Source organism: Arthrobacter sp. TB 23 (assembly GCF_000294595.1).
Taxonomy (GTDB): domain Bacteria; phylum Actinomycetota; class Actinomycetes; order Actinomycetales; family Micrococcaceae; genus Arthrobacter_D.
Genome location: NZ_ALPM01000089.1, coordinates 63,067 through 87,314, shown reverse-complemented (window position 1 = coordinate 87,314; position 24,248 = coordinate 63,067). Strand labels below are relative to the sequence as shown.

26 protein-coding genes and 1 riboswitch (1 of these 27 running past the window's edge) are annotated in these 24,248 nt (G+C 64.9%); of the genes, 16 read left to right on the top strand and 10 right to left on the bottom strand.

Annotation, left to right across the window (positions count from 1 at the left end):
• From B384_RS18875 to B384_RS0113085, 3 genes are all read left to right on the top strand, one after another.
• The coding region (locus B384_RS18875; protein WP_019483555.1) for a formimidoylglutamate deiminase at positions 1-1,243 on the top strand (1,243 nt) is incomplete at its 5' end.
• Positions 1,240-2,451 carry an amidohydrolase family protein gene (locus tag B384_RS0113090; protein WP_019483554.1) on the top strand — a complete coding sequence of 404 codons (1,212 nt, stop codon included), beginning with the start codon at positions 1,240-1,242 and terminating at the stop codon, positions 2,449-2,451. The genes B384_RS18875 and B384_RS0113090, both read left to right, overlap by 4 nt.
• A gap of 165 nt (positions 2,452-2,616) precedes the next feature.
• Positions 2,617-2,988, top strand: coding sequence for a glyoxalase superfamily protein (locus B384_RS0113085; RefSeq protein ID WP_024476962.1), 372 nt, complete (start codon positions 2,617-2,619; stop codon positions 2,986-2,988).
• 84 nt (positions 2,989-3,072) lie between these two features.
• Here the strand turns inward: B384_RS0113085 and B384_RS0113080 are convergent, their stop codons facing one another.
• The 3 genes from B384_RS0113080 to B384_RS0113070 all read right to left on the bottom strand — a co-directional run bounded on the left by B384_RS0113080 (position 3,073) and on the right by B384_RS0113070 (position 6,243).
• A complete protein-coding gene (locus B384_RS0113080) occupies positions 3,073-3,987 on the bottom strand; it encodes a carbohydrate ABC transporter permease (protein ID WP_019483552.1) in 915 nt (304 codons plus the stop codon).
• Between the two features lie 2 nt (positions 3,988-3,989).
• Complete coding sequence (locus B384_RS0113075; RefSeq protein ID WP_019483551.1) at positions 3,990-4,925, bottom strand: carbohydrate ABC transporter permease; 936 nt, start codon at positions 4,923-4,925, stop codon at positions 3,990-3,992.
• Positions 4,926-4,995: 70 nt separating this feature from the next.
• Positions 4,996-6,243, bottom strand: coding sequence for an extracellular solute-binding protein (locus B384_RS0113070; protein WP_019483550.1), 1,248 nt, complete (start codon positions 6,241-6,243; stop codon positions 4,996-4,998).
• 296 nt (positions 6,244-6,539) lie between these two features.
• Between B384_RS0113070 and B384_RS0113065 the strand changes: the two genes are divergently transcribed.
• From B384_RS0113065 to B384_RS0113040, 6 genes are read left to right on the top strand one after another with little or no spacing between them, the layout of a single operon-like run.
• On the top strand, positions 6,540-7,487 hold the full coding sequence (locus B384_RS0113065; protein WP_019483549.1) for an SIS domain-containing protein: 948 nt from the start codon (positions 6,540-6,542) through the stop codon (positions 7,485-7,487).
• 7 nt (positions 7,488-7,494) lie between these two features.
• Positions 7,495-8,457: an ROK family protein gene (locus tag B384_RS0113060; protein WP_019483548.1), complete on the top strand. Its 963-nt coding sequence runs from the start codon at positions 7,495-7,497 to the stop codon at positions 8,455-8,457.
• Entirely contained in the window at positions 8,454-9,416 is a 963-nt protein-coding gene (locus tag B384_RS0113055; protein ID WP_019483547.1) for a 1-phosphofructokinase family hexose kinase, read from the top strand. Before B384_RS0113060 ends, B384_RS0113055 begins: the two co-directional genes overlap by 4 nt.
• Positions 9,413-10,297, top strand: coding sequence for a class II fructose-bisphosphate aldolase (locus B384_RS0113050; protein ID WP_019483546.1), 885 nt, complete (start codon positions 9,413-9,415; stop codon positions 10,295-10,297). Before B384_RS0113055 ends, B384_RS0113050 begins: the two co-directional genes overlap by 4 nt.
• Positions 10,294-11,094 carry a DeoR/GlpR family DNA-binding transcription regulator gene (locus tag B384_RS0113045; protein ID WP_019483545.1) on the top strand — a complete coding sequence of 267 codons (801 nt, stop codon included), beginning with the start codon at positions 10,294-10,296 and terminating at the stop codon, positions 11,092-11,094. Before B384_RS0113050 ends, B384_RS0113045 begins: the two co-directional genes overlap by 4 nt.
• Before the next feature lie 30 nt (positions 11,095-11,124).
• Positions 11,125-11,934 (top strand): CPBP family intramembrane glutamic endopeptidase, encoded by an 810-nt coding sequence (locus B384_RS0113040; protein ID WP_019483544.1) that lies wholly within the window; start codon positions 11,125-11,127, stop codon positions 11,932-11,934.
• A gap of 41 nt (positions 11,935-11,975) precedes the next feature.
• Here B384_RS0113040 and B384_RS0113035 read toward each other — a convergent pair whose 3' ends face one another.
• Together B384_RS0113035 and B384_RS0113030 are read right to left on the bottom strand one after the other, a co-directional pair.
• On the bottom strand, positions 11,976-12,617 hold the full coding sequence (locus B384_RS0113035) for a VOC family protein (RefSeq protein WP_019483543.1): 642 nt from the start codon (positions 12,615-12,617) through the stop codon (positions 11,976-11,978).
• A gap of 4 nt (positions 12,618-12,621) precedes the next feature.
• Positions 12,622-13,050, bottom strand: coding sequence for a hypothetical protein (locus B384_RS0113030; RefSeq protein ID WP_019483542.1), 429 nt, complete (start codon positions 13,048-13,050; stop codon positions 12,622-12,624).
• Between the two features lie 117 nt (positions 13,051-13,167).
• Positions 13,168-13,303, top strand: a riboswitch (SAM riboswitch).
• 18 nt (positions 13,304-13,321) lie between these two features.
• Between B384_RS0113030 and metX the strand changes: the two genes are divergently transcribed.
• Complete coding sequence (gene metX, locus B384_RS0113025; protein WP_019483541.1) at positions 13,322-14,455, top strand: homoserine O-acetyltransferase MetX; 1,134 nt, start codon at positions 13,322-13,324, stop codon at positions 14,453-14,455.
• Between the two features lie 14 nt (positions 14,456-14,469).
• Here metX and B384_RS0113020 read toward each other — a convergent pair whose 3' ends face one another.
• On the bottom strand, positions 14,470-15,291 hold the full coding sequence (locus tag B384_RS0113020; protein WP_024476586.1) for an SGNH/GDSL hydrolase family protein: 822 nt from the start codon (positions 15,289-15,291) through the stop codon (positions 14,470-14,472).
• A gap of 115 nt (positions 15,292-15,406) precedes the next feature.
• On the opposite strand from B384_RS0113020, the gene B384_RS0113015 reads away from it, so the two are divergent.
• Positions 15,407-16,117: an alpha/beta hydrolase gene (locus tag B384_RS0113015; RefSeq protein ID WP_019483539.1), complete on the top strand. Its 711-nt coding sequence runs from the start codon at positions 15,407-15,409 to the stop codon at positions 16,115-16,117.
• On the opposite strand, the gene B384_RS0113010 is transcribed toward B384_RS0113015, so the two are convergent.
• Complete coding sequence (locus B384_RS0113010; RefSeq protein WP_019483538.1) at positions 16,104-16,364, bottom strand: RNA-binding S4 domain-containing protein; 261 nt, start codon at positions 16,362-16,364, stop codon at positions 16,104-16,106. The two genes, B384_RS0113015 and B384_RS0113010, sit on opposite strands and share 14 nt — an antisense overlap.
• Before the next feature lie 105 nt (positions 16,365-16,469).
• Between B384_RS0113010 and B384_RS0113005 the strand changes: the two genes are divergently transcribed.
• From B384_RS0113005 to B384_RS0112995, 3 genes are all read left to right on the top strand, one after another.
• Entirely contained in the window at positions 16,470-17,438 is a 969-nt protein-coding gene (locus B384_RS0113005) for a DMT family transporter (RefSeq protein WP_019483537.1), read from the top strand.
• Between the two features lie 243 nt (positions 17,439-17,681).
• Positions 17,682-19,070, top strand: coding sequence for a glycine--tRNA ligase (locus B384_RS0113000; RefSeq protein WP_019483536.1), 1,389 nt, complete (start codon positions 17,682-17,684; stop codon positions 19,068-19,070).
• Positions 19,070-20,008 (top strand): hypothetical protein, encoded by a 939-nt coding sequence (locus B384_RS0112995; protein WP_019483535.1) that lies wholly within the window; start codon positions 19,070-19,072, stop codon positions 20,006-20,008. The genes B384_RS0113000 and B384_RS0112995 overlap by 1 nt, the downstream gene beginning before the upstream one ends.
• A 71-nt stretch (positions 20,009-20,079) precedes the next feature.
• Here the strand turns inward: B384_RS0112995 and B384_RS0112990 are convergent, their stop codons facing one another.
• From B384_RS0112990 to B384_RS0112980, 3 genes are read right to left on the bottom strand one after another with little or no spacing between them, the layout of a single operon-like run.
• On the bottom strand, positions 20,080-20,919 hold the full coding sequence (locus tag B384_RS0112990) for a lysophospholipid acyltransferase family protein (protein WP_019483534.1): 840 nt from the start codon (positions 20,917-20,919) through the stop codon (positions 20,080-20,082).
• Positions 20,916-21,749 (bottom strand): DUF1295 domain-containing protein, encoded by an 834-nt coding sequence (locus B384_RS0112985; RefSeq protein WP_337459709.1) that lies wholly within the window; start codon positions 21,747-21,749, stop codon positions 20,916-20,918. Before B384_RS0112985 ends, B384_RS0112990 begins: the two co-directional genes overlap by 4 nt.
• Positions 21,750-21,778: 29 nt before the next feature.
• Positions 21,779-22,531, bottom strand: coding sequence for an alpha/beta hydrolase (locus B384_RS0112980; protein ID WP_019483532.1), 753 nt, complete (start codon positions 22,529-22,531; stop codon positions 21,779-21,781).
• A 146-nt stretch (positions 22,532-22,677) separates the two neighbouring features.
• On the opposite strand from B384_RS0112980, the gene B384_RS0112975 reads away from it, so the two are divergent.
• Together B384_RS0112975 and dusB are read left to right on the top strand one after the other, a co-directional pair.
• Entirely contained in the window at positions 22,678-24,060 is a 1,383-nt protein-coding gene (locus B384_RS0112975) for a YibE/F family protein (RefSeq protein WP_024476585.1), read from the top strand.
• 50 nt (positions 24,061-24,110) lie between these two features.
• A protein-coding gene (dusB, locus tag B384_RS0112970) for a tRNA dihydrouridine synthase DusB (RefSeq protein WP_019483530.1) crosses the window boundary here: on the top strand, positions 24,111-24,248 show its 5' end (the start). 1,044 nt of this gene lie beyond the right edge of the window; only the first 138 of its 1,182 coding nucleotides appear in the window; it begins with the start codon at positions 24,111-24,113; its stop codon lies off the right edge, out of view.

Sequence of the window (24,248 nt, the reverse complement as noted above, 5' to 3'; positions counted from 1 at the left end):
CCTCGCCGGGGTGGTTTTCCCCGCCGCCGCCAACGCCCACTCGCATGCCTTCCACCGGCTGCTTCGGGGACGGACCCACGACGACGGCGGCGACTTCTGGGGCTGGCGGGAAGAAATGTACCGCGCGGCGCGGCAACTGACTCCCGCCAGCTATGAACGGCTCGCCACGGCAGTCTTCACCGAGATGGTGGTCACCGGCTGGACCAGCGTCGCCGAATTCCACTATGTTCACCACCAGCCGGGCGGTGAACCCTACGGGCCCAACAGCGGTGACATTAACGGCGGTGACACCAACGGCGGTGAGAAGCACGCCATGGAACTCGCCCTGTGCCGCGCGGCGGTCACCGCGGGAATCCGGCTGACCCTGCTGGACACCTGCTACCTCGCCGGGGGCATCGGAGCGCCACTGAAACCTGACCAGGAGCGGTTTGGCGACGCCGACGCCGACGCCTGGCTTCGCCGGTTCACCGACCTCCGGCGGAGCGTCGCCGAACAGTTCGAGCCAGCCTTCGTTACCGTCGGTGCTGCGCTGCACTCGGTTCGCGCGGTCCCCGAACAGGCACTCCGGACCCTCGCTGCAGGCCTTCCCGCCGATGTCCCCCTTCACATTCACCTGTCGGAACAACCGGCAGAAAATGCCGACTGCCTGAAGCATTACGGCACCACACCCACCGGACTGCTGCACCGGCACGGGCTACTCACCGACCGACTCAGCGCGGTCCACGCCACCCATCTCACCCCCGAGGACATCACCCTGTTGGGAGCTGCGGGCGCCACCGCAGTGATCTGCCCGACCACCGAGGCGGACCTCGCCGACGGCATCGGGCCGGGCCGCGCCCTCCGCGACGCCGGCGCCCGGATCGCCCTAGGCACTGACCAGCATGCTGTGATCGACCCGTGGCTGGAAATGCGGGGGCTCGAACACGGGGAACGGCTGGCCTCCGGGCACCGTGGACGGTTTGCCCCCGCCGACCTGCTGAACGCCGCAACCACCGGTGCTTCCCGCTCCATGGCTACCCCCGTGGCCGCCATCAGGGTAGGAAGTCCGTGCGACCTGGTCAGCATCGACCAGGCATCGCTGCGCACCGCCGGATCCGATCCCGCCCAGCTGCCGCTCACCGCCACGGCCGCCGATGTGACGGCCGTCGTCGTCGCCGGCCGGGTCATCGCCCTCGACGGGCAACATCTTGACCTTGGTGATCCGGCCGCCCTGTTGGCCGCCACCCTGGAGGGACACGGATGAGTACGCTGATCACCAACATCGGTGAACTGCTGACGCAGGACCGCGAGCAGACCGTCCTGAAAGATGCTGCGGTGGTGTTTGAGGGGGAGCGGATCAGCTGGATCGGGGCCGCATCGGATGCGCCGGCCGCAGACGAAAGGGTCGACGCGGGCGGACGCGCCGGGCTCCCCGGCTGGGTGGACAGCCACACGCACCTCGTCTTCGCGGGAGACCGCACCGCCGAGTTCGAGGCCCGGATGGCGGGTGAAGCCTATGCGGCAGGCGGGATTGCCGTCACCACCAATGCCACCCGGGCAGCCTCGGACTACGACCTCACCCGGCTCCTGCTCGGTCGGGTCGCCGAAGCAAATGCGGGCGGCACCACTTACCTGGAGACCAAGACCGGGTACGGGCTCGACGTCGGCCACGAAGCCCGCAGCGCCCGCATCGCAGCCGGCGTCGTCGACGAGGTGACATACCTGGGTGCGCATCTGGTCCCGGCCGGGGTCGATCCGGAGGACTATGTCCGCCTGGTCTGCGGGCCGATGCTCGACGCCGTCCGCCCCTTTGTGACCTGGGCCGACGTGTTCTGCGAACGGGGCGCCTTCACCGCCGAACAATCCCGGGAAATCCTTCGCACCTGCCGGGACAGCGGCCTGGGACTTCGCGTCCACGGAAACCAGCTGGGCCACGGCGAGGGAGTGCAACTCGCCGTCGAGTTCGGTGCCGCCAGCGTGGACCACGTAAACCACCTGACCGGGGCGGACCTCGACGCGCTCGCCGGCACCTGGTCCGGCTGGGACCCGGGCTCGGGCTCCGGCGTTCGCGGCACGGTGGCCACGTGCCTGCCGGCCTGCGACCTGTCAACCCGCCAGCCGTTGGCCCCCGGCCGCGAATTGCTGGACGCCGGGGTCGAGATTGCGCTGGCCTCCAACTGCAACCCCGGCACCTCGTACACCACCTCGATGGCCTACTGCGTGACCACGGCCGTCCTGCAGATGCGGCTGAGTGTTCACGAAGCCGTCCGGGCGGCTACCTTCGGCGGCGCGCTGGCGCTGCACCGGGAGACAGGGGCCGACGACGACGGCCTCCGCGCGGTCGGGTCCCTCGCCGTCGGGCACCGGGCAGACCTGCAACTGCTGAACGCACCGGCTGCCACCCACCTGGCCTACCGGCCGGGGGTGCCGCTGACCCACGCCGTCTGGAAGCAGGGCGCCAGGATCGTCTGACGTCTCTCGCATGGCCTACTGCTCGATCCTGCCAATCGGGTTCCACGCGACTGGGCCGAACTACGGCACAGTCCAGGACAGAAGCTGACCGCATGGAGTCCTAGGCTGGGGCCAGAATCCGCCACCCGGTGGAATCTGCCAGGCCAAGCGAGAGGAATGGAAATGATGGACTGGAAGCTGGAAGTTGTGCCAATCCCCGTGACAGATGTGGACCGGGCCAAAGCTTTCTACGTTGACCAGGTTGGCTTCAACGCTGACGTCGACCAGCAGGTCGACGAGCACGTGCGCTTCGTCCAACTGACTCCGCCTGGTTCCGCGTGCTCAATCGTTATGGGGACAGGTCTGGTCGACATGCCACCGGGATCGCAAAAAGGGGTCATGATCGTGGTTCCGAACGCTGATGACGCCCTGGGGTACCTCACGGGTCGGGGTGTCCAGGCCCGTGGGGTCGAAGAACTGGAGTGGGGGCGGTTCGTCTACTTCGCGGATCCGGACGGGAACGAGTGGACCCTGCAGGAGCTCCCCGCTTACTCCTGACCCCAGACCAACGATCATCTGCCCACCGGGACAGAACCTGGTGGGCAGATGATCGAGACAGGAAGGGAACGCGGAAGTACGCCGCTACTTCACGGCCCCCGCTGTGAGGCCACCGATCAGACGCTTCTCGATCAGCGCGAACAGGATGATCACCGGAATGATCGCGACAATTGAGATACCAAACACGTACTGCCACGAGGTGGCATACTGACCGATGAACTTTGTCAGTGCCACCGATAGCGGCTGATTCTCCGCGGTCGACATGATCACCAGGGAAGCCGCGAACTCGTTCCAGGACGACACAAAGGTGAAGATGACGGCGGTGACAATGCCCGGCCAGACCAGGGGCAGATTGACCCTGAACATCACCGTCAGCTTCCCGGCGCCATCCAGCTGGGCAGCCTCGTCAATTTCTTTGGGAATCGCCGCGAAGAAGCTGTGCATGATCCACAGCGCGAAGGAGAGGTTGAACGCCGCGTTGATCAGAATCATGGCCAGCCAGGTGTCGTTGATCCCCAGCAGCAACATTTCACGAAACAGGCCGGCGGTCAGCACCGCTGGCTGCAGCATCTGGGTGACGATGACCAGGAACAAGAACACAGTCTTGCCCGGGAACCGGAACCTGGCCGTGTAGTACGCCGCGGGGGTGGCCACCAGAAGGACGAGGAGGGTCGCAAACACCGCAATGATGATCGTGGAGATCAGGTTGTAGGGCAACGGCGTTTCCGGGGTGCCCCACATGGTTGCATAGTTGCTCCACTGCAGGCCCTCGGTGGGGAAGTACGCGGGTGGCACAGAGAGGATTTCTGACCGGGTCTTCAGCGAGCCCACCAGCATGATGGCGTAGGGCAGCAGGAACACGAGTGCGACGATGGCGCCGACCACCATCCGAAGACCCATTTTGCGGCCGGAGACCTGATCGGCGCCGTACCGCTTCTGCCGTGCTTTCACTGGGGGCAGTGCTGAGCGTTCCGACTCGTTGAGCGTGGTCGTCGACATGCCTAGACCTCCTTCATCGGCTTGACGATTTTCACGTACGCCGCAACGATCACAATGACGATGGCGAAGTTGACCACGCTGAGGGCACTGGCAATGTCCACTCGCCGATCAAACTGCAACACCTTGAAGATGTAGGTCATGAGGGTATCCGCCTGATACCCGGGGATCGATCCAGTGATAATCCTGAGGATCGGGAGGTTGTTGAACACGTTGATGATGTTGATCAGGACCGCCACGGCAAGAGCCCCCCGAAGCTGAGGCAGCACAATGCTGAAGTAGGTGCGGAAAGGCCCGGCCCCGTCCATCTTGGCTGCCTCGAGTGCGTCCTCCGGAACTGACTGCAAGCCAGCGAGCAACGTATAGGCAGTGAACGGGATCGACACGAACACCGCCACAATGATCGCCACTCCGAGAGCCGGCAGGACATTTTTGGTGAATCCATACGGCGAGTCGAGGATCCCGATGTCCACCATGAAGGTGTTCATAATCCCGTAGTTGCTGTCGAGGCCGTAATAGAACACGGTGGTGGTCATCACCACGCTGGCCGCCCAGGGAACAACTACTGCCATCCTGACAAAGGTGCGGCCGGGAAAGGGCTTGTTCAGGAACTGGGCCAGGATCAGTGAGAGGAGCACTGTCAGCGATACCACCACCACCACCCAGACCACTGTGTTCAGCAGCACTCGCGGCAGGTTTGGATCAGAGAACACATCAGCGAAATTGGCGAACCCTGCGGAGCCCTGATCGATCCCGCTCTGGCTGATTTCCCGTGTGGAGTTGTAGATCATGAACCCCGCGGGGAAGATCACGATCGCGAAGATCAGAAGGAGGACGGGCCCAATCCAGGGCAGGGCGGCAGGCAGACCGTCGGAATTTTGTTTGCGGCGTTTGCGTCCAGGTGATGTGGACTGGCCAGCCAACACGGGCTGTGTGCTCATCGTAAATAGCTCATATCTCTACCGCCAATGGTTATGGGCCGGCGCCGGTGCGGGCCNCGCCGGCTGCTGGCTACTCGGCTGCTGCGTCAGCTTCCGCTTGAATCTGCTCGAGCACTTCTGCTGGTTCCATCCCTTGTCCAAGCTGGCCAAACAGGCTCTTGAACGCGCCATCGGTGGCGTTCCAGGCAGGGTTGGAGGTCGGGTAGAACACTGCACTCGGCAGCATGTCAAGGAACGGCGCCAGGGTTTCATCGCCGGACATCTGATCGGCACCGGAAATGGTGGTCGGCAGGAACCCTTCGGCGCTGACCCATTCGACGTAGTTGTCCTCGGCGAAGAAGAAGTCCATGAACGCGGTCACGGCCTCGGCCTTGTCGCCGTCGTTCTTGAACGACATCAGCCGGTCTGCGACACCCAGTGTGGCGGGCTCACCAGTCGCGGTGGGGATGTTCGCCAAACCGTAGTTCAGCTCAGGGTTCTCGGCTTCGATCTGGCCGACGGTCTGTGGCAGACCGTAAACCATGCCAATCTGGCCCTGGATGAACACGTTGATCATCGGGGTGCGTTGGGTGGCTCCCGGATCGGACTGGGTCAATCCGTCGTCAATCATGCGTTTCATGAACTCGACTGCCTCGAGGTTTTCAGGCGTATCGACGGTGATTTCGTTTTCATCGCCGAATCCGCCGCCGTTGCCAGCCATCCAGATCAGCGCTTCACCCTGGGCTTCTTCGGAGCCGAGTGGCATGCCGTAACCGGGGGTTCCGGTCTCGGTGATAGCGTCAGCGGCATCGTAGAGCTCGTCCCAGGTGGTGGGTGCACCGTCAACGCCGGCTTCTTCGAACAGGTCCTCGTTGTAGAACATGGCCCGTGCGGACGCCAGCAACGGCAGGGCGTACTGGGTCCCGTCAAACTCCTCGTTGACCGCGAAGGACTCCTGGAAGTCTTCGAGAGTTTCGGGTGAGGCGATTTCCTCGGCCGGGTACAGCAGCCCTTCCTCGGCGAAGGCCGCAAAAGCGCCACCGTTGTAGATATCCGGTGCCTCGCCGGCCTGGATCTGGGTGTTCAGGACCGACTCAAGGTTCTCCCACGATTCGACCTGAAGGTTGACCGAGATGTCTTCGTTGGCGGCCTCGAACTCCTCGATGACGCCTTCCCATAGAGCCCTGCTGTTGTCGGAATAGCTGGGTACCAGCAGGTCCAGGGAGGTGCTGCCTTCTGCGTCTCCGCCGGAATCCTCACCGCCAAAGCCGCAAGAGGTGAGCAAGAGACCGGCAGCCGCAACGCTTGCGACAACTCCGGTACGGATGGATTTCTTCATGGTTTCCTCGTTTTTCCAAAGGTGGTGCAGCTGCTAGAGCTGTCACAGGAATACTTGCAACAAGTTGACGGTATTGAGCTCAGAATGAGCATTACTGTTCATCCATTGTGGAACGATACTCGCGTGATCCACGTCTCACGTCAAGCTGATGCGCGAATTGAAATCTGAGCGTTACAAGACGCGCACTGCCCAAAACGTTCCAGGGATGGTTAGATTGATACTGATTGCTTTACCTCTTGAAACGTCACACCTAATCACTCGCGGACCTAGCCGCGGCCACCGTGAAGGAGCGCCAGATGTCCCATCCCACCCCCGAGGCACCCGGTGCCCCAGCCCCCGCCGGGGCACACATGGACCGGGAGCTTCACTCCCAGCCAGCGGTCTGGCGACAGGCGATCGATCAGACGATGGCCGAGGATCTCCTCCCGAAAGACGGTGACCGGGTGGCCGTCGTCGGCTGTGGCACGTCCTGGTTCATGGCGCAAAGCTACGCCGCCGCACGCGAAGGCGCCGGCAAAGGACTGACCGATGCGTTCGCTGCTTCCGAAGCGTCGGTCGTGGCAGGCCGCGGCTACGACGCGGTGGTCGCCATCTCCCGCTCAGGCACCACCACCGAGGTGCTGGAATTGATGAGGTCCTTGCAGGGCACGCTGCGGATGATCGCCGTGATCGGCGATGTCGATTCGCCCGCCATCGGGCTCGCCGACGCCGTCGTTGCCCTGCCCTACGCCGACGAGCAGTCGGTGGTGCAGACCCGGTTCGCCACTGCGGCGCTCGTCTATCTGCTCACCTCCGTGGGGATCGACCTGGAGCCGGCGTTGACCGATGCTGCGGCGGCCCTGGCAGCAGAGGTCAGTCCCCGGCTGCTCGACGCCGAACAGTTCACCTTCCTCGGCACGAACTGGACGGTTGGCCTTGCCCACGAGGCCGGACTGAAAATGCGCGAGGGCGTCCAGGGTTGGACCGAGTCCTACCCGGCGATGGAATACCGCCACGGTCCCATCTCGATTGCCGCACCGGGGCGGGTCGTGTGGCTCTTCGGCGCTGACATCCCTGGCCTCGCCGACGACGTCGCCCCCACCGGAGCCGACTATGTCTACACTGGGCGCCACCCCTTGGCCGATCTCGCCCTGATCCACAAAATCACCCTGGAGCGGGCGAGGGCACGGGGCCTGGATCCTGACCTGCCGCGCAACCTGACCCGCTCGGTCATTCTCGACTCCGCAGCCACCAACGATTCGTAGTCCCGGCGTGAGCACCATCGACCCAACGGCGACGCCGGAGCCAGCCACCGGTCCCGGCCAAGACCTGGTGCTGGCCATCGACGTGGGTGGCACCGATCTGAAGTCGGCACTCGCAGATCCTGCGGGGACCCTGGCCGATATCCGACGCACTGCCACCCCGGCCAGCTCCGGGGTGCCGGGCGAAAGCATCGTTGAGCGGTCGGCCGGGTTGCTCGCCGAGTATCGGGCGGCCTGGCCGGCGAAGACCATCGGAGCCATCGGATTGATCGCGCCGGGCCTGGTCGATGAGGTCAACGGCGTCGGCATCTATTCTGCGAACCTGGGGTGGCGGGACTTTCCCTTCGCTGACCGGCTGCGGCGCGCCACTGGTCTGCCGGTCAGCTACGCGCACGACGTCGGCGCCGCCGGAGACGCGGAAATGCGCTTTGGGGCGGCCCGCGGGCTGGACGACGTCGTGGTGATCATTGTTGGCACCGGTATTGCCGGTGCCGTTTTCTGCGACGGTAAGCGGGTCCTCGGGGGCGGCTATGCCGGCGAACTGGGCCATGCCCAGGTGCCGGGCGGCCTGGACTGTACCTGTGGCCTCCGGGGCTGCCTGGAAACCATCGGGTCGGCCGGTGCAATCGCCCGCCGCTACTCCGAACTCACCGGGCAGTCCGTGCCCGGCGCCCGGGAGGTGTTCGCCGCAGCGGCTGCTGGGGACCCGGCAGGCCGCCGGGTAATCGATGACGCCATCACCGCTTTGGCGTTCAGCATTGCCCAATTGGTGGCGATCCTCGGCACCGAGGCGGTTGTCATTGGCGGCGGTCTGGCCCAGGCCGGTGCTGCGTTGCTTGATCCGCTGCGCCTGCGGGTCAAGCAGAACCTTTCCTTCCATCGTCACCCCGTCCTGCTCGCGGCCCAGATGGGTCAGGATGCAGGACTCATCGGGGCAGCGTTGCGTGCCCGCGGCCTGCTGGACGCGCCATGACACTGCACCTCCGCGGCCACGTCCTCACGGTGACCGCGAACCCGGCCATCGACCTGACCTATGCGGTCCCGCGGCTCATTCCCGGAGCCTCCCACCGCGTCTCGGCGCCGCTGCAGCGGGCTGGCGGTAAGGGACTGAACGTGGCAAGAGTGGTGCATCAGACCGGGTACCCGGCGGTCGCCGTGGCGCCCGTCGGGGGGGCAGCCGGCGCCGAATTCAGCTCCGAACTCTCGGCCAGCGGCGTGCCTTACGCCCTGACCGAGGTGGCGGCGGCCACCCGGCGGAGCATGGCCTTTGTCGACAGGGAGGCAGGGCAGACCAGCATTTTCAATGAAGCAGGACTACCGCTGGCCGCCACCGAATGGAATGCCCTGACTGGGCTGGTGGAAGAAAACCTCGCTGGCGCCGGGGTGCTCGTGGGAGCCGGCAGCCTGCCAGAGGGAGCGCCAGCCGATTTTTATCCAGCACTGGTCCGCCAGGCAAAAGCGCACGGAATTCCGTGCATCATCGACACCTCCGGCGCTGCCCTCCTGGCCGCGGCTGACGCTGGTGCCGATGTGCTGAAACCCAACCACCATGAACTTCTGGAAGCGACCGGAGCGGCAACCATTGCCGACGGCGCCCAGATGTTGCTGGACCGCGGCGCGGGAACCGTAGTGGTCAGCTGCGCCGAGGCTGGCATGTACCTGTACCGGACGGGACAACCACCCCAGCAGGCGTCGCTACCCCGGGTGGACGGCAACCCGACGGGGGCTGGGGATGCGGCGGTAGCGGCGCTCGCCGTCGTACTCGCTGCCGGCATCACCTCCGCGGAAACCCTGCTGCGGCTCGCCGTCGCGTGGTCGGCCGCCGCGGTCCTGATGCCAGCCGCCGGCGAGTTGCACCCCAGCTACCCGGACCTGGAACCGGCAGTTACCGTCAACCAGCACCACCTACCCGAGCAGGAGTCCCGCGCATGACCCTCACACCGACAGGCGAACTGATGGCTGCGGCCGCAGCCGCGGAAACCGGGATTGGCGCGTTCAACGTCATCCAGCTGGAAACCGCCGAGGCGCTGGTGGCCGGGGCCGAAGCGGCGGGGCTGCCCGTGATTCTCCAAATTTCCGAGAACTGCGTCAACTACCATCGCGGGCTGGAACCGATCGCTCTCGCCACCCTTGCCATCGCCCGCGCCGCCCTGGTGCCGGTCGCAGTGCATCTGGATCACGCTGAAGATCCTGAGCTGGCGTTCGCCGCGGTGGACCTGGGCTTCGGATCGGTGATGTACGACGGCGCCGCCCTGGACTTCGACGAGAATGTTGCCACCACCACTCGCGTGGCCACCTACGCCCGGGAACGCGGCGTGTATGTGGAAGCCGAACTCGGCAAGGTCGGCGGGAAGGACGGCGCTCACGCGCCGGGCGTCAGGACGGACCCGGGGGAGGCCGCCGCCTTTGTGGCGGCCACGGGTGTCGACGCGCTCGCCGTCGCCGTCGGCTCCTCCCACGCGATGACTCAGCGCAGCGCCGAACTGGACCTGGTCCTGATCGCGGCCCTGAACTCAGTGCTCGATGTGCCGCTGGTCCTGCACGGGTCGTCGGGGGTTTCTGACGACGTTATCGCTGCGGCGATCCGGGCCGGGATGACCAAAATCAATGTCTCCACGCACCTGAACAGCCTCTCTACCCGGGCCGTTCGCCTGTACCTGGACCACAATCCGACAATCGTCGACCCGCGGAAGTATATCGGGGCCGGGCGTGCTGCCATCGAATCGGAAACCGCACGCCTGCTCACCCTCTTCGCTACTGCCGGCCCGGTCGCTGCGGCAGCCACCATCAACGGGAACGGGCCAGCGGGATGAAACGCGCGGAACGGCTCAGCGCCATCCTTGACCTACTCTCCGAAGCCACCCAGGTGGAAGTCGACGAAATAGTCAGCAAGCTCAAAGTCTCTCCGGCCACCGCCCGGCGGGACCTGGACAGCCTCGCGGAGCAGCGGTTGCTGACCCGCACACACGGTGGGGCCACCATCGAAACCGTCGCCTACGATCTGCCCGGGCGCTACAACAAGGACGTCCACGCCGGGCAGAAGCGCGCGATCGCGCAGGCCGCAAGCGACCTCATCCCCAAGGGAGCGGTGATCGGGCTCTGCGGCGGGACCACCAGCACGGCAATCGCCTCGGCGCTCAGCAAACGCAGCGACCTGATGGAACCGTCAAACAAGCCAACGCTTACTGTCGTCACCAACGCCATCAACATTGCAGCCCAGCTCGCTGTCCGGCCCAACTTCAAAATCATGGTCACCGGTGGCATCGTCAACCCCCGCTCCTATGAACTGGTGGGTTCGTATGCTGACGCGGTGCTGCAGCGGGTGGCCCTCGACCTGGCGTTTGTCGGAGTCAACGGGCTGGACCCGGTCGTTGGGCCCACCATCAGCGACGAGGGTGAAGCCGCGGTCAACGCAATGGTCGCCAAACGCGCCGCCAAGGCCTACGTTGTCGCGGACTCGTCGAAGATCGGTACCCGATGCTTCGCGACCATGACCGGCTACACCTTCAGCAACCTGATCACCGACTCAGGAATCACCGCCGCTCAGCGGCGGTCGTTCGAAGAGCATGGGACCACCGTCATCGTCGCCCCGAAGCTGGGTGCCGACTAGCCCCAAGGATCGCCCACTAGGATGGCTGGCATGTCCACCGAGATACCCAAGGCGTCCACGACGTCGACGCCGGACGATGTCAACCGGTCGGCCCCCGTCCAACGTCGGCGGATCACCGCCGAGATAGCGATTGTGCTCGGACTTTCCCTCGGGCAATCGGCCGTCTACGCGGTGGTCAACCTGCTCGACAAGCTCAGCCAGGCGCCGCTCGCTGCGCAGACTACCCGGCTGAATCCGGTCCTGAATGACCGCCAGTACTTCGACCTCACCTACCAGCTGCTCGGCATCTTCTTCGCGCTGGTTCCGGTGTTCCTGGTGCTTTTCCTCCTGACGGAGCCGGGAAAGTCGGTGTTCCGCACCCTGGGATTCACTTTCAGCCGGCCACGGGTCGATTTCGGCCTGGGGTTCGGCCTGGCGATGGTCATTGGGGTCGGCACGCTCGGCGTCTATGCGGCGGGGCGTGCGCTGGGGATCACGACGGCAATCGAGCCCGCTGCGCTCGACGCCTACTGGTGGACCGTGCCCGTCCTGATTCTCTCGGCGCTGCGTCACGCAGTGGTCGAAGAGGTCATTGTGGTGGGATACCTGTTTCACCGGCTGAAGCAGCTGGGCTGGTCAATGCCGGTCATTATCATCACCAGTGCCCTGCTCCGGGGCAGCTACCACCTGTATCAGGGCTTCGGGCCGTTTATCGGCAATGTCCTGATGGGTCTGATCTTTGGATATGCCTACACCCGGACCAAACGGGTGATGCCCCTGGTCATCGCCCACGCCCTGCTCGATATCGCCGGGTTTGTAGGCTTCGCCCTCTTTGGATCGGCGATTGGTATCGGCGACTAGTCGCGTGGCAACTTGCCGGCCGGTCACACGAAAGGGTGCAGTTAGATTTCCACCAGGCCGTTGGCAGTCTGGAAGGTCACGGACATGATGCCGGGAGTGCCATTGGGTGCCACCCACTGCACAACAACCTCATCGAGCGGCTCGGTCGCCGGCGTGCCCAGCCATTCAGCAATCCGGTCGGGGGACCCTGCAATGGTCAGCGAATCGAGGCGCACTGTAGCGGGTCGGGCCTGTGAGGGGTGCAGGGCCTCAGTACCGTCGTCCCACCGCAACATATAGGGGACCTGGGGATCAGCGATCAGCCCCTTGATGCCAATCTGCTGCCAGGTGAGCTCCTGACCGTCAGGAAATTTGCGGTTGCCCGGGACGGCGCTACGACCGAGGCGTTCCTCGAAGGGGGCCAGATCATCCACAGCAACACACCAACCCATCCAGCCGCCGCCAGCCTCGGACCGGGCGCGAACCGCCTGGCCGAAGGGAGCTTTGTCGGAAGCCGGGTGGTTCAGCACCTCAACAACTTCGAGATATTGACCGTTCAGCATCGGGAAAATCATGTTCCTGGTGCCGAAGCGGGGATGCACACCACCCTTCACCGGGTCGACGCCGAGGGCATCGGCGATCCTCCCCGCAGTTGCTACGAGGCCGTCGGGTTCACAAGCATATGAGACATGGTCCAAGCGCATGGCCCTAGTTTGGCACTTTGTGATCTGTGTCTCGACTTAGGCTACCCTTACCGACGAAAAGGCGTCTCACGCCACCCCGGGCAGCCATCAGAACGATGATCAGCGCCGTGACCTGGAAGAAGCCACCCAGGTACACCGCATCGCCGAAGAGGAACGCCACCAGCTGGAGCACCAGGAGTTTGCTTCCGGGAAGCACCAGCAGCAGGGCCCCACCATTGATCACCCGGGGGAGAACCCGCTCAGCCGTACGGACGCGGGTCAACAGGGCCTTCTTCACCCGCATCACCAGTTCGAGCACCAGCTTCAGCAGCGCAGCGGTCAGCAACGCCAGGGTGAACGTCTCGGAAATCACCGCGGGAAACAGTTGAATGAACAGACCCAGGACGACGAGGTAGACAAAAACATCGACGAGATCGATTGGGCGGATCCGCATGGCGCAAGCTTATCGGGCTGCTGGGGGTAGATCAGGGTCTTTTTTGCCACGGACTTTCAGATACACGGACGTTCACATATTTGCGTCGAAGCTGCGTTTTCGGGTTATCTAGGAACAGGTCACGAGTGCCAGCACGGAGCGGAACACCCCGCTCCACCAAGCCCCGGCTTGCTGGACGGCAACCCTCCTTCGCGGTGGGGTGCCCCGGGTGACGACCAGGCGGCGGACAGGGTGTCCGGCGCAAGCGCGGATTCCGAGGTGGGCGATACCAGTGACAACTATTCACACCGCACAACAGGACCGGGCCCAGGTGACACCTGACGGCGTCGTCCGCTCACTCGGTCTGGGCCCCTTCACCTGTGAAACCGGGGGGCACCTGCCCGAGATTACGCTCGCCTATGAAACCTGGGGCACCCTCAACGACGATGGGTCCAATGCCGTCCTGATTCAGCATGCACTGACCGGCAGCTCCCATGTTGCCCGCGGCGATTCGACCGAAGACGGTTGGTGGGACCAGCTGGTGGGCCCCGGCAAAACCATCGACACCACCAGGTATTTTGTCGTATCCATCAATATGCTCGGCGGCTGCTATGGCTCCACCGGACCTGCGTCAGGGGACCCCGACGGCGTCCCCTGGGGCTCCCGATTCCCCTACCTCACGGTCAGGGATTCGGTCCGGGCTGAGGCCCTCCTGGCTGATGCGCTCGGAATCGATCGGTGGCATTCGGTGATCGGGGGGTCGCTCGGCGGCGCGAGGGCCCTGGAGTGGGCTCTGGTGTACCCGGAGCGGGTCGAACGGTGCGCAGTCATCGCCTGCACTGCCGCAAGCTCGGCAGAGCAGATTGCCTTCGCCCAGGCGCAGCTGCAGGCTATCCGGTTGGACCCGGGATTCGCCGCGGGGGACTACTACCCGGGCACAGGCCCGGTCGCCGGGCTCGGGCTGGCCCGGCGCATCGCCCACATCACCTACCGGTCCGAGCCGGAGCTGGAGCACCGCTTCGGTCGGGCGGCACAGGGTGCAGAGACACCCTTCGGCTCGTCGGACCCGGCAGCCCGGGGCAGATTTCAGGTGGAAAGCTACCTTGACCATCAAGCCAGCAAGCTGGTGGAACGGTTCGACGCCAACAGCTATCTGGTGCTGACCGAAGCACTTATGGGGCATGATGCCGGCCGGGACCGCGGTCCCCTGCACCTGGCGTTGCGGGATGCCACCGCCGAGTTCTTCATCGCAGCGGTTGACTCGGACCGGTTGTATTTCCCCAGCCAGTCCCACACCCTGGCACAGGCCTTGCCGGGGGAGGTGCCCGTCCACACGATCGTCTCACCGATCGGCCACGACGCCTTCCTGACCGAGATTCACCAGCTCGATCAACGCCTGCGGGAAGCCTTCTACACCGATCACTAGTGAATGACCGGGGCTTAGCCGCCGACGCCGGGGGGCATCCCGGGGCCAAAGATCGGAGCGGCATCGGGCCTTTTCGCCAGTACCCCGTCGCCCGAGGACTGGCGGCGGAGCCGGCGCAGCACCCAGGGGACGAAGTACACCTTCGCCCACACCAGGTCCTCCGTCCGCGCGGCGCGCCAGCTCTGATGGGGCAGCGGCTGCGGTTCGAGCGGCGTCAGGGAATGGGGTACCGCGAGGGTTTCCAGCACCATCATGGCAATGGTGTGATGACCCAGCGGGGAAAAGTGCAACCGGTCTCCATCCCACATCTGCGGGTTCACCAGCTGCCGGAGCGCCCACATGTCTGCGATCAGGGCGTCATGCCGGGCGGCGATGATCCTCAGGTTCTCGTTGAAAATTGCCGTCTTGGACCTGAAGTTGCCCAGCACCGAATCTCTCGCGTCGGGGCCAGCGAACAGGACCACCGTCGCCTGATCCGCGCTGAGCGCCTCAACGGCACCGTCCAGCCGGGCCGCCAGCTGGTCCGGGTCGCCACCCGGTCGGATCAGGTCGTTGCCGCCAGCCGAGATGGTGATCAGGTCCGGTTTCAAGGCCAAAGCCGGTGCAACCTGCTGGTCCACGATCTGGTGCAGCAGCCGGCCACGAACGGCGAGGTTGGCATACGCGAAATCCTCCCGGCTCCTGCTGAGTTCTTCAGCGACCCGGTCGGCCCACCCCCTGTTACCGCCCACGCTCTCGGGATTCGGGTCACCAATGCCCTCGGTGAATGAGTCACCGAGGGCAACATAGCGGGTCCACGGATGCGGGATACTGTTCGCCACGCTGCTCTCTGGCATGCTGTCGTGAGGATCGGCCGGGGTGTCGGGCGTCAGGTACAGGTTCCGGTTCATCCTTCTATCCTGTTACAGACCGATACTGAACGCGACCCTCCGCGCGTGAAAGACTAGGTCAATGACTCTTTCGGAATCACCCCACCTGCCAGCCGCCGATCACGCCACCGCGCCTGCCTGGGATCCCGTGGTCCTGTGGTCGCGCCCCGCGGCGGAACGCGAGGGTACCGCCCTGCTCGTCATGTTCCACGGACATCTTGCCAATGAGGAAGACCTCATGGGCTTAGTCGACCATCTGCCGCCCAACCTCACGGTCGCCTCCGTACGGGCCCCCCACGCGATGGGGCCAGGGTTTACCTGGTTCCCCCTCACCCAGGACACCGGATACTCGGTGGATCTGGTGACTGACACCGTCGCCAAGGTAGCCGGCTGGCTCGACTCGGTGAAAGCCGGGCATACCAGCGTGTCCCTGCTCGGCTTCTCCATGGGAATGGCCGTCGCCACCACTCTGCTGCGTCACCGCCCCCGCGACTTCACCGCCGTCGTCGGGCTCTCAGGGTTTGTGGTGCCAGCCGAGGGCAGCCAGTTCTTCAATGACGACGACGCCGCAGCGCACCCGGTGCCGCTCTTCTGGGGGCGCGATCAGGAGGATCCGGTGATCACTCCCGACCGGATTGAATTCACTCACCGCTGGGCTGTCGCACACACGAACCTCACCAAGGTGCTGTATGCGGGCATCGCCCACAGCATCAGCATGCGTGAGCTTGCCCACGTCAAGGAATTCCTCGAGCTGACAGTTTTCGGGATTGAACCGCAGCCTAACCGCCGTTAGCGGTCTCACGGGTGATAGTGACCGAGGCGCCATTCACGGTTACCACGTCGCCTGGATGGAGCTGCGCGCCGCGGCGCTCCTCGATGGCCCCGTTGACTTTCACGAGGCCGTTATCCACCAGCTCCTTGGCCTGTGCGCCGTCCTCAGCCAGATTGGATAGCTTCAGCAGCTGACCCAGCCGGATCATGTCATCAGTAATGGGGATGGTGTGGCCGACGGTCGGGTCGCTTTCTGGGGATTGGTTCATGGCTCCATTCTGCCCGACCCTGCCGGTCTCAGCGGCATGGCTCCGAATCTCTTGATCCGTTCGACTGGTCCCAGGGCACGGGCCAGCCTGCCATAGGATCAATGGGTGTCACACCACCCCCGGCTTCCCCTGTTCCTCGGCCTGCTGCTCGCCGTCTCAGCCGGCGTGGCAATTCCCCTGCAGGGGAGAATCAACGGCGCCCTCGGAACACACCTCAACGATGGGGTTGCCGCAGCGCTGGTCAGCTTCAGCACCGGCCTCGTCCTGATGGTGATCATCACCCTCGTGCTGCCGCGGGGGCGGGCCGGTTTCCGGCAGATACTTCCCTCGGTGCGGGAGCGGCGGTTCCCGCCCATCTATCTTGCCGCTGGCACCATCGGCGCGTTCTTTGTCTTCTCCCAGTCCCTGACCATCGGTGTTCTGGGGGTGGCGCTCTTCACGGTAGCGGCAGTGATGGGCCAGACCCTCAGCGGCCTGCTCGCCGACCGTGCAGGCATCGGGCCGGCAGGGAAACGACCGCTGACCGTGATGCGATTAATTGGCACGGCGCTCGCCGTCGCTGCCGTGGTCTGGGCGGTGTCACCCCGGTTCGGTGCCACCGGCGACCTCAGCAGCTGGCTGATACCGGTGCTGCTGCCGATCCTGGCCGGATTCCTCATCAGCTTCCAACAGGCCATGAATGGCACCGCGTCGGTTCACTATGGGACCCCAATCATCGCCACCCTGATCAATTTCATCTCCGGGGCGTCGGTCCTGCTGCTCGCCTGGCTGATCAAAATTCTCATCGCCGGGCCGGGCGCGGCCCTGCCCGCCGAGTGGTGGTATTACCTCGGCGGTCCGCTGGGATGCGTCTTCATCGGGCTGGGAGCGGTGCTGGTCCGGAGCCTCGGCGTCCTGCTCACCGGTCTGGGGATGATCGCAGGCCAGCTGGTCGGTTCCCTGGCCCTCGACCTGGTCTTCCCGACCCCGGGCACCGTGGTGGAACTCGCCACCGTGGCGGGCCCCATCCTCACCCTCATCGCCATTGTGCTGACCACCTTGCCCTGGCCGAGACGGGCGCTCCGGGTACGCTGATCAGCCGACCCCAGATGCCTTGACCTGGGCAGTTGACCCGGGTAGTTGACCGGAGCAGCCGATACACCCCGGCAGCCGATACGCCTCGGTAGGCTAAGGTTGTACCTTCGATTCGAGCAGGCACCCAGCCCCTGTTTTGGAACCCCTCACCGGGACCATTCACCGGAACCAGGAGCTGAACCTCAGCCCTGCCGGACACCACCACGGACCGCACCCAGCGGCCTGTAGAAATGGAGAACCACCTTGGCCAAGAACCAGTCCGCACTCGACCCCATCATTTCCCTCGCGAAGCGCCGCGGGTTTGTCTTCCAGGCGGGGGAAATCTACGGCGGATCACGGTCAGCCTGGGACTATGGTCCCCTCGGCGCCGAGTTGAAGGAAAACATCAAACGCCAGTGGTGGCAGTCAGTGGTTCGCGGGCGCGACGACGTCGTCGGCCTGGATTCCTCCGTGATCCTCCCGCGCAAGGTCTGGGAGGCATCCGGCCACGTCGAGGTGTTCAGCGACCCCCTGGTGGAATGCCTCAGCTGCCACAAGCGGTACCGGGCCGACCACCTCGAGGAAGAATATGAGGAAAAGAAGGGCCGCGCCGCCGAAAACGGGCTCAAGGACATTGCCTGCGCCAACTGTGGCACCCGCGGGGAATGGACGGAACCGCAGGAGTTCTCGGGACTGCTGAAAACCTTCCTGGGCCCCGTCGCCAACGAGGAAGGCATGCACTACCTGCGGCCGGAAACCGCCCAGGGCATTTTCGTGAACTTCAACAACGTCCTCAACACCTCCCGCAAGAAGCCACCCTTCGGCATCGGCCAGATCGGCAAGAGCTTCCGCAACGAAATCACCCCGGGCAACTTCATCTTCCGCACCCGCGAGTTCGAGCAGATGGAGATGGAATTCTTCGTCGAGCCCGGCACTGATGACGAGTGGCACGAGTACTGGATCAAGAACCGCCTCGACTGGTACACGGACCTGGGCATCAAGCCGGACAACCTGCGGCTGTTCGTGCACCCGCTGGAGAAGCTCAGCCACTACTCCAAGGGCACCACCGACATTGAGTACCGGTTCGGGTTCCAGGGTTCGGAGTGGGGCGAGCTGGAGGGCATTGCGAACCGCACCGACTTTGACCTGTCCACCCACTCGAAGCACTCCGGTACCGACCTGAGCTACTTCAACCAGGGCACCAACGAGCGGTACACACCGTACGTGATCGAACCCGCCGCTGGCCTGACCCGGTCCTTCATGGCCTTCCTGGTGGATTCCTACACCGAGGACGAGGCCCCCAACTCCAAGGGTGGCGTCGACAAGCGCACCGTCCTGAAGCTGGACCCACGCCTCGCGCCGGTCAAGGCTGCCGTGCTGCCCTTGAGCCGCAACGAGGATCTGTCGCCGAAGGCGAAGGATCTTGCCGCGCAGTTGCGCCGGAACTGGAACATCGACTTCGACGACGCCGGCGCCATCGGCCGTCGCTACCGTCGCCAGGATGAGATCGGCACCCCGTTCTGCATCACCGTGGATTTCGAGACCCTGGACGACCAGGCCGTCACCATCCGGGAACGCGACACCATGGCCCAGGAACGCGTTTCCCTCGACAAGGTTGAGGGTTACCTGGCCGCCCGACTGATCGGCTCCTGATGGTGCTGAACTACCGTGAATGGCGCGACGGCGACGACCTTGAGCTGATCCAGCTCTGGGGCGGACCCGAGAACGCGCAGGTCGAGCAGGCCAGGGCACTGTTCCGTCCGTCATCGAACACCCCGTGGCTGCGCTGCATTGTGGCCGAAGACGTGGTGGGAACCGGTACAGCGGGAGACGGTACGGGCGTTCCGGTCGCCGCAGCGTATGTCTTTGAACCGAAGCTCCACAACCAGCGGCTGTGGGCCTACATTGAGGTCGCGGCGGACCACCGCCGCACCGGGGTGGGGTCCACGCTGCTGGCGATGCTGCGTCATGAGGCGGGCGGGTCGCCGTCGGGCGCCACCCAGTTGCGGGCGAAGGTGATTCCCGGCAGCACTGGCGCGGATTTCGCCACGGCCTCAGGGTTCGGGCAGATCCAGCGGTCGCGGATCGTCAAGGTGGAGCCCGGTGCGCTGTCGCTGCCGGTCTTCGACGACGCTGGTGGCCCGCAGCTGGACGAAGCGGCGACCGGATCGGTTGAGCTGACCACCGCCGTCGCCGCCTGGTACAACTCGGTGCACGCGTGGGATCCGGCGGACATGACCCTGGGCCAGGCCCAGCAGTATCTTCTTGCCGACTCCACCGGGGCCGGGGGAGCAGTGGTGCTCAGGGACAAGCCGCAGGCCGACGGCGGGAAGATCGCCGCGTTCGCTGTCAGCTACACCCAGACCCGGACCGATGATCCAGCCGACGTACTGGTTGGCTACGACCCCGACCTCGCTCCGGCGGAGCAGGAAGCCGCGGTAGCGTCCCTGCTGGCGATGCTGGTGCACCAGTTCCCGGTACTGCTTGAGGTGGATGATTCGATGACCGCCCTCGTCAACGTGGTCGAGCCGCTCCTGGCGATGGGATCAGCATCGGTCAGCGCACCGGAAACCCAGGTGATCAGCGACTAGCGACTGGACCTGAACAGTGAGATAAGGCGGGCCCACGACTTGAACTGGTGGGCCCGCCTTATCTCATTCGGCTACTGACGCTCGTGCCGCCCGGTGGCCTTGTCGTGGGCGTCGGCCGCGATGCGTTCCTCCTCGGTCATGGCGCCGCCGCCCAGGGGAGCGGGATGCCACCACGCGCCGGGTTCGGGGACCAGCGGGAAGTTGGCGATACCGCGGTCAATGCCGTCCTGCAGTTCGGCCCGCAACTGCTCGGTCTCCTTGACGACGTCGGCATCCGCCCCGTGCCAGATCGGCGGACTGATGTGGACCCGCACGGGTGCCCTGAAGATTGCTTTGAGGGACAGCTTGTGGCCGCGGCTCATGAACCGGTGAGACCCCCACACGGACATCGGAAGGATCGGCACACCAGCCTCTGCTGCCAGGCGGACCGCATCGGTTTTCAGTTCACGGACGGTGTAGCTGCGGCTCACTCCGGCCTCGGGCAGGATTGCCACATACTCGCCGGCCTTCAGCTTCTCCAACGCACCCTGATAGGCGGCGCTGCCCGCGCTGCGGTCAACGACCACGTGCCCTGCCGCTCTGATCGCCGGTCCGGCGAACCAGTGTGCCGCCGCACCCTTGGTGACGAGGAACCGCATCTGGGCGCGGGCATGCCGCCACAGCACCAGTTCGGCGAACGCAAAATCGAGGTACCCGAAATGGGTGATCGCCACCACCGCTCCCTGGCCCGGGACCGGACGCCGTGACCGGCCGTTCAGCGGACCCGCAGGCAGGAGGTTCTCCTGACCGGACACAATGACCCGAATGCGGAACACAAACCGGAGCGCCTGTCCGGTGTGCACGATCATGCGATAGAAACGGTCATTGGGCTGGGGCTGCCAGCGCCCGATTTTCTCAGTGAGTCGACTCATGATGATGCACCTCGTCCGGGTTTGGGTGGCAGCGGGAAGAATCCGCTGGTGTTCTCGATGTATTCGCGGTAGCCGGGGCGGGTGCTGAGCCGCTTCTCCGTCAGGGGCTTGCCTGTCTTGTTGGAAAGGGTCCAGATCATCAGGGCGGGGGAGAGGATGGTGAGCACTCCGGGCCAGGAATCAGCCGATACCAGGAACAGGCCCACCCAGACGGCTGCGTCACCGAAATAGTTGGGGTGCCGGGTATAGCGCCACAGGCCCCGGTCCATCACCTTGCCCTTGTTCGCCGGATTGTTCCGGAATGCGGCCATCTGGTAGTCCCCGCTTGATTCGAAGTAGAACCCGACCAGCCAGATCACAGCGCCGACCCAGGCCAGCCAGCCCAGGGGGCCGGTGGCGTACATTCCTACCTGAAGGGGCAGCGACACGAAGAGCATCACCACACCCTGCGTCAGGTAAATCTTTCGCAGGGCATAAATGTTGCGGGAGCCCGGCGCCTTGCTGAGCATGTCCTCGTACCGTGGGTCCTCGGCGCCGTCGCGGGCCCGCCACCCGATGAATCCGGCCAGCCTCAGCCCCCACGCAGCGGTGAGGAGCAACAGCAGCCAGCGGCGGGCGTCGTCGCCGGCTGCGTCCACCGAAGTCTGGGCAGAGGTGACGAACGTGATCGCCGCGATCACCACAAACCCCAGTCCCCACGCCGTGTCGATCACCGAGTGGCGCTTCTGCACCTGGGCCATCGCGAAGGTGGCAGCGAGGAGCACGACGACGCCGAGCGCCGCCCAGCCGAAGCCGCCGAGGAAGCTGAGAAACGGGAATTCGGGCATCATTCACCTTCAGGGTGGTAGGGGGCAGTCCGTTAGACGGTGATGGAGAGGGGCTGGTCGCCGACCAATAGATCGCGGGCGGGCAGGGTGCCGTCCGGATGGATGGCGGCTCCGGTGTCCTCGGTGAAGGACTTCAGGACGAAGGAGGCAGTGAGTTCGTGCCAGAGCCGTGCTTTTTTGACCATGAAATGCCCAGCGCTGCGGACCGTGACGTAGTGCAGGTCCGTCGCCAGTGAACGGGCACGGTGCGCATAGCGGAGGGACTGCCGGTGGGATGTCCACCGGTCCGAGTCGCCGTGCAGGATCAGGACGCGCTTGCCGGCGACGGGATCGGCGGGGGTGGTCTCGCTCAGCCAGGGAGCCAGGGACGCGACCGCGCGGACCTCGGGGTCGTCGGCCACACAGAGGGCAACCAGGCCACCCATCGAATGCCCGACCAGATAGACGGGGACTCCCGGATGCCGGTCACGGATCGCGGCCAGCGCCCAGCGGGCATCATGCAACGGCGACATTTCCTGACCGTTCCACCCCCTGACGCTATTGCGGAGGGACCACACTGCCAGGCCGTGATCCTTGCCGCGGCTGTGGACCAGCGCGGCGAAGGGAACCATCCGCACCGGACTCAGGTGTCGGGCACGGACCGGTTCGAAGCTGTTCGCCCGGCCGCCGTGGAGCACCAGGACCACACCCTTCACCGGGCCTGTCGCCTTTCGAACAGTCACCACTGGCGCATGCGCAACGGTTCCGGTGGGAACCTCATCCGATTCACTAAACCGTTCTTTCATCTGCCCTTTTTCCATTTGCCGCGGGGTGTTGTTCCAAACCTTGGGTCTAGCTTATGTCGCGGTCCGGGACCGTTTTGTCCCCGCGTAGAATTCCGTAGAGCACCGAACCAGTGCGTTGAACCTCATCAAGGACAGCTAGGAACCTCGTGGGCCACAGCCACACTCATGACACAGGCAATTCGGAGCCAAGCCCTGCAACGATTGGCGCACGGAAACGCGCAAATCTGTTGCTCGCCACCATCCTGGTTCCGATCGGTGTCCTGACAGTGATCGGCATGATGTTGCTGTGGCCCAGCGGCGACCGCAGCAGCGTCACCATCTCCAATCCCTATGCCACCGCCGACGGCGTTTCCATCGACGTCGGCCAGGTGGAACGGGTCTCGGAAGAAGACTGCCCCTCGTCCCAGCCCACCGTCGATGCGGGCGGGGAGGCGCTGCAGTGCCAGGTCGCCTACACGGCGCCCGACGCCGGTGGCGCCCTCGTTCCGGTGGAGGTCACCCCCGAGCTGGCCCGCGCTGGCGCGGTCGAGGCCGGGGACAAAATCCGATACCTGAACCTGGACGGAGTGATCCAGGGAGGCAGCGCCCCCTACATTTTCATGGACTTCGTCAGGACGGTGCCGATGATGTGGCTCGCCGTCCTCTACGCCGTGGTTGTCGTTGCGGTTGCGCGGTGGCGGGGGCTGCGGGCAATGATCGGCCTGGTCGGTGCCCTGGTGGTGTTGGGACAGTTCATCCTGCCGGGTCTGGTGGAGGGGAAGCCTCCGCTGCTGCTGGCCCTGGTGGGGTCGGTGGTGATCATGATCGGGGTGCTGTACTTCGCCCACGGCTTCTCCGCGAGGACCTCAACGGCGCTGCTTGGCACCCTGTTCGGGCTCTCTATCACTGCCCTGCTGGCGGCCTGGGCGACCGAATCCATCTACCTCTTCGGGGTGGGCGACGAAAATGCCTACGCCCTGGTCAACTCCTCGGGGGAGGTGTCGATCTCCGGAATCATTATGTGCGGCCTGATCATTTCCGGGCTGGGCGTTCTCAACGATGTGACCATCACGCAGTCGTCAGCGGTGTGGGAACTCTACGAGCTGGCCCCCAACACGTCGTCCCGGAGGCTGTTCTCCGGCGCCATGCGGATTGGGCGCGACCACATCGCCTCCACGGTCTACACCATCGCCTTCGCCTATGCTGGTGCCGCACTGCCGCTGCTGATCCTGGTCTCGCTGTATGACCGCACGTTGCTGGAAAACCTCACCAGCGGAGAGCTCGCCGAGGAGGTGGTGCGCACCCTCGTGGGCTCGATCGGCCTGGTGCTGGCCATCCCCGCCACTACCCTGATCGCGGTGGTGGTGGTCAAGGCGGTGGGTATCCGTCAGCACACCGTGGCCGCCGGCGCCGGTCAGGTATCGGGCGGGGTGTCCGCCGGAAGCGCATCCAGTCTGCCCGGCGGTGACCTCGTGAGTGTCGCTCCGGAGGGCGGCGACGTCGAGACCCGACGGTCGCGGCGGGACCGTGATGCACGCGGGGGTGAATAGCGAGGGGCTGTTGCGCTTCCCGATTTGCCTCAGCTTGCGACAATAGACACGTGACTGTTGTATCAACTCTGCCCGCCGACACCCGACTGGACCTGCCCCCGCTGCAGCTCGGCAACATTACCGTGAAGACCCCGGTGGTCCTCGCGCCGATGGCCGGTATCACCAATACCGCGTTCCGCCGCCTGTGC

Excerpts from the sequence above, each read along its gene's own strand:
- B384_RS0113090 (WP_019483554.1), top strand. The coding sequence starts at position 1,240 with ATGAGTACGCTGATCACCAACATCGGTGAACTGCTGACGCAGGACCGC.
- B384_RS0113085 (WP_024476962.1), top strand. The coding sequence starts at position 2,617 with ATGGACTGGAAGCTGGAAGTTGTGCCAATCCCCGTGACAGATGTGGAC.
- B384_RS0113080 (WP_019483552.1), bottom strand. The coding sequence starts at position 3,987 with ATGTCGACGACCACGCTCAACGAGTCGGAACGCTCAGCACTGCCCCCA.
- B384_RS0113075 (WP_019483551.1), bottom strand. The coding sequence starts at position 4,925 with ATGAGCACACAGCCCGTGTTGGCTGGCCAGTCCACATCACCTGGACGC.
- B384_RS0113070 (WP_019483550.1), bottom strand. The coding sequence starts at position 6,243 with ATGAAGAAATCCATCCGTACCGGAGTTGTCGCAAGCGTTGCGGCTGCC.
- B384_RS0113065 (WP_019483549.1), top strand. The coding sequence starts at position 6,540 with ATGTCCCATCCCACCCCCGAGGCACCCGGTGCCCCAGCCCCCGCCGGG.
- B384_RS0113055 (WP_019483547.1), top strand. The coding sequence starts at position 8,454 with ATGACACTGCACCTCCGCGGCCACGTCCTCACGGTGACCGCGAACCCG.
- B384_RS0113050 (WP_019483546.1), top strand. The coding sequence starts at position 9,413 with ATGACCCTCACACCGACAGGCGAACTGATGGCTGCGGCCGCAGCCGCG.
- B384_RS0113045 (WP_019483545.1), top strand. The coding sequence starts at position 10,294 with ATGAAACGCGCGGAACGGCTCAGCGCCATCCTTGACCTACTCTCCGAA.
- B384_RS0113040 (WP_019483544.1), top strand. The coding sequence starts at position 11,125 with ATGTCCACCGAGATACCCAAGGCGTCCACGACGTCGACGCCGGACGAT.
- B384_RS0113035 (WP_019483543.1), bottom strand. The coding sequence starts at position 12,617 with ATGCGCTTGGACCATGTCTCATATGCTTGTGAACCCGACGGCCTCGTA.
- B384_RS0113030 (WP_019483542.1), bottom strand. The coding sequence starts at position 13,050 with ATGCGGATCCGCCCAATCGATCTCGTCGATGTTTTTGTCTACCTCGTC.
- B384_RS0113020 (WP_024476586.1), bottom strand. The coding sequence starts at position 15,291 with ATGCCAGAGAGCAGCGTGGCGAACAGTATCCCGCATCCGTGGACCCGC.
- B384_RS0113015 (WP_019483539.1), top strand. The coding sequence starts at position 15,407 with ATGACTCTTTCGGAATCACCCCACCTGCCAGCCGCCGATCACGCCACC.
- B384_RS0113010 (WP_019483538.1), bottom strand. The coding sequence starts at position 16,364 with ATGAACCAATCCCCAGAAAGCGACCCGACCGTCGGCCACACCATCCCC.
- B384_RS0112995 (WP_019483535.1), top strand. The coding sequence starts at position 19,070 with ATGGTGCTGAACTACCGTGAATGGCGCGACGGCGACGACCTTGAGCTG.
- B384_RS0112990 (WP_019483534.1), bottom strand. The coding sequence starts at position 20,919 with ATGAGTCGACTCACTGAGAAAATCGGGCGCTGGCAGCCCCAGCCCAAT.
- B384_RS0112985 (WP_337459709.1), bottom strand. The coding sequence starts at position 21,749 with ATGATGCCCGAATTCCCGTTTCTCAGCTTCCTCGGCGGCTTCGGCTGG.
- B384_RS0112980 (WP_019483532.1), bottom strand. The coding sequence starts at position 22,531 with ATGAAAGAACGGTTTAGTGAATCGGATGAGGTTCCCACCGGAACCGTT.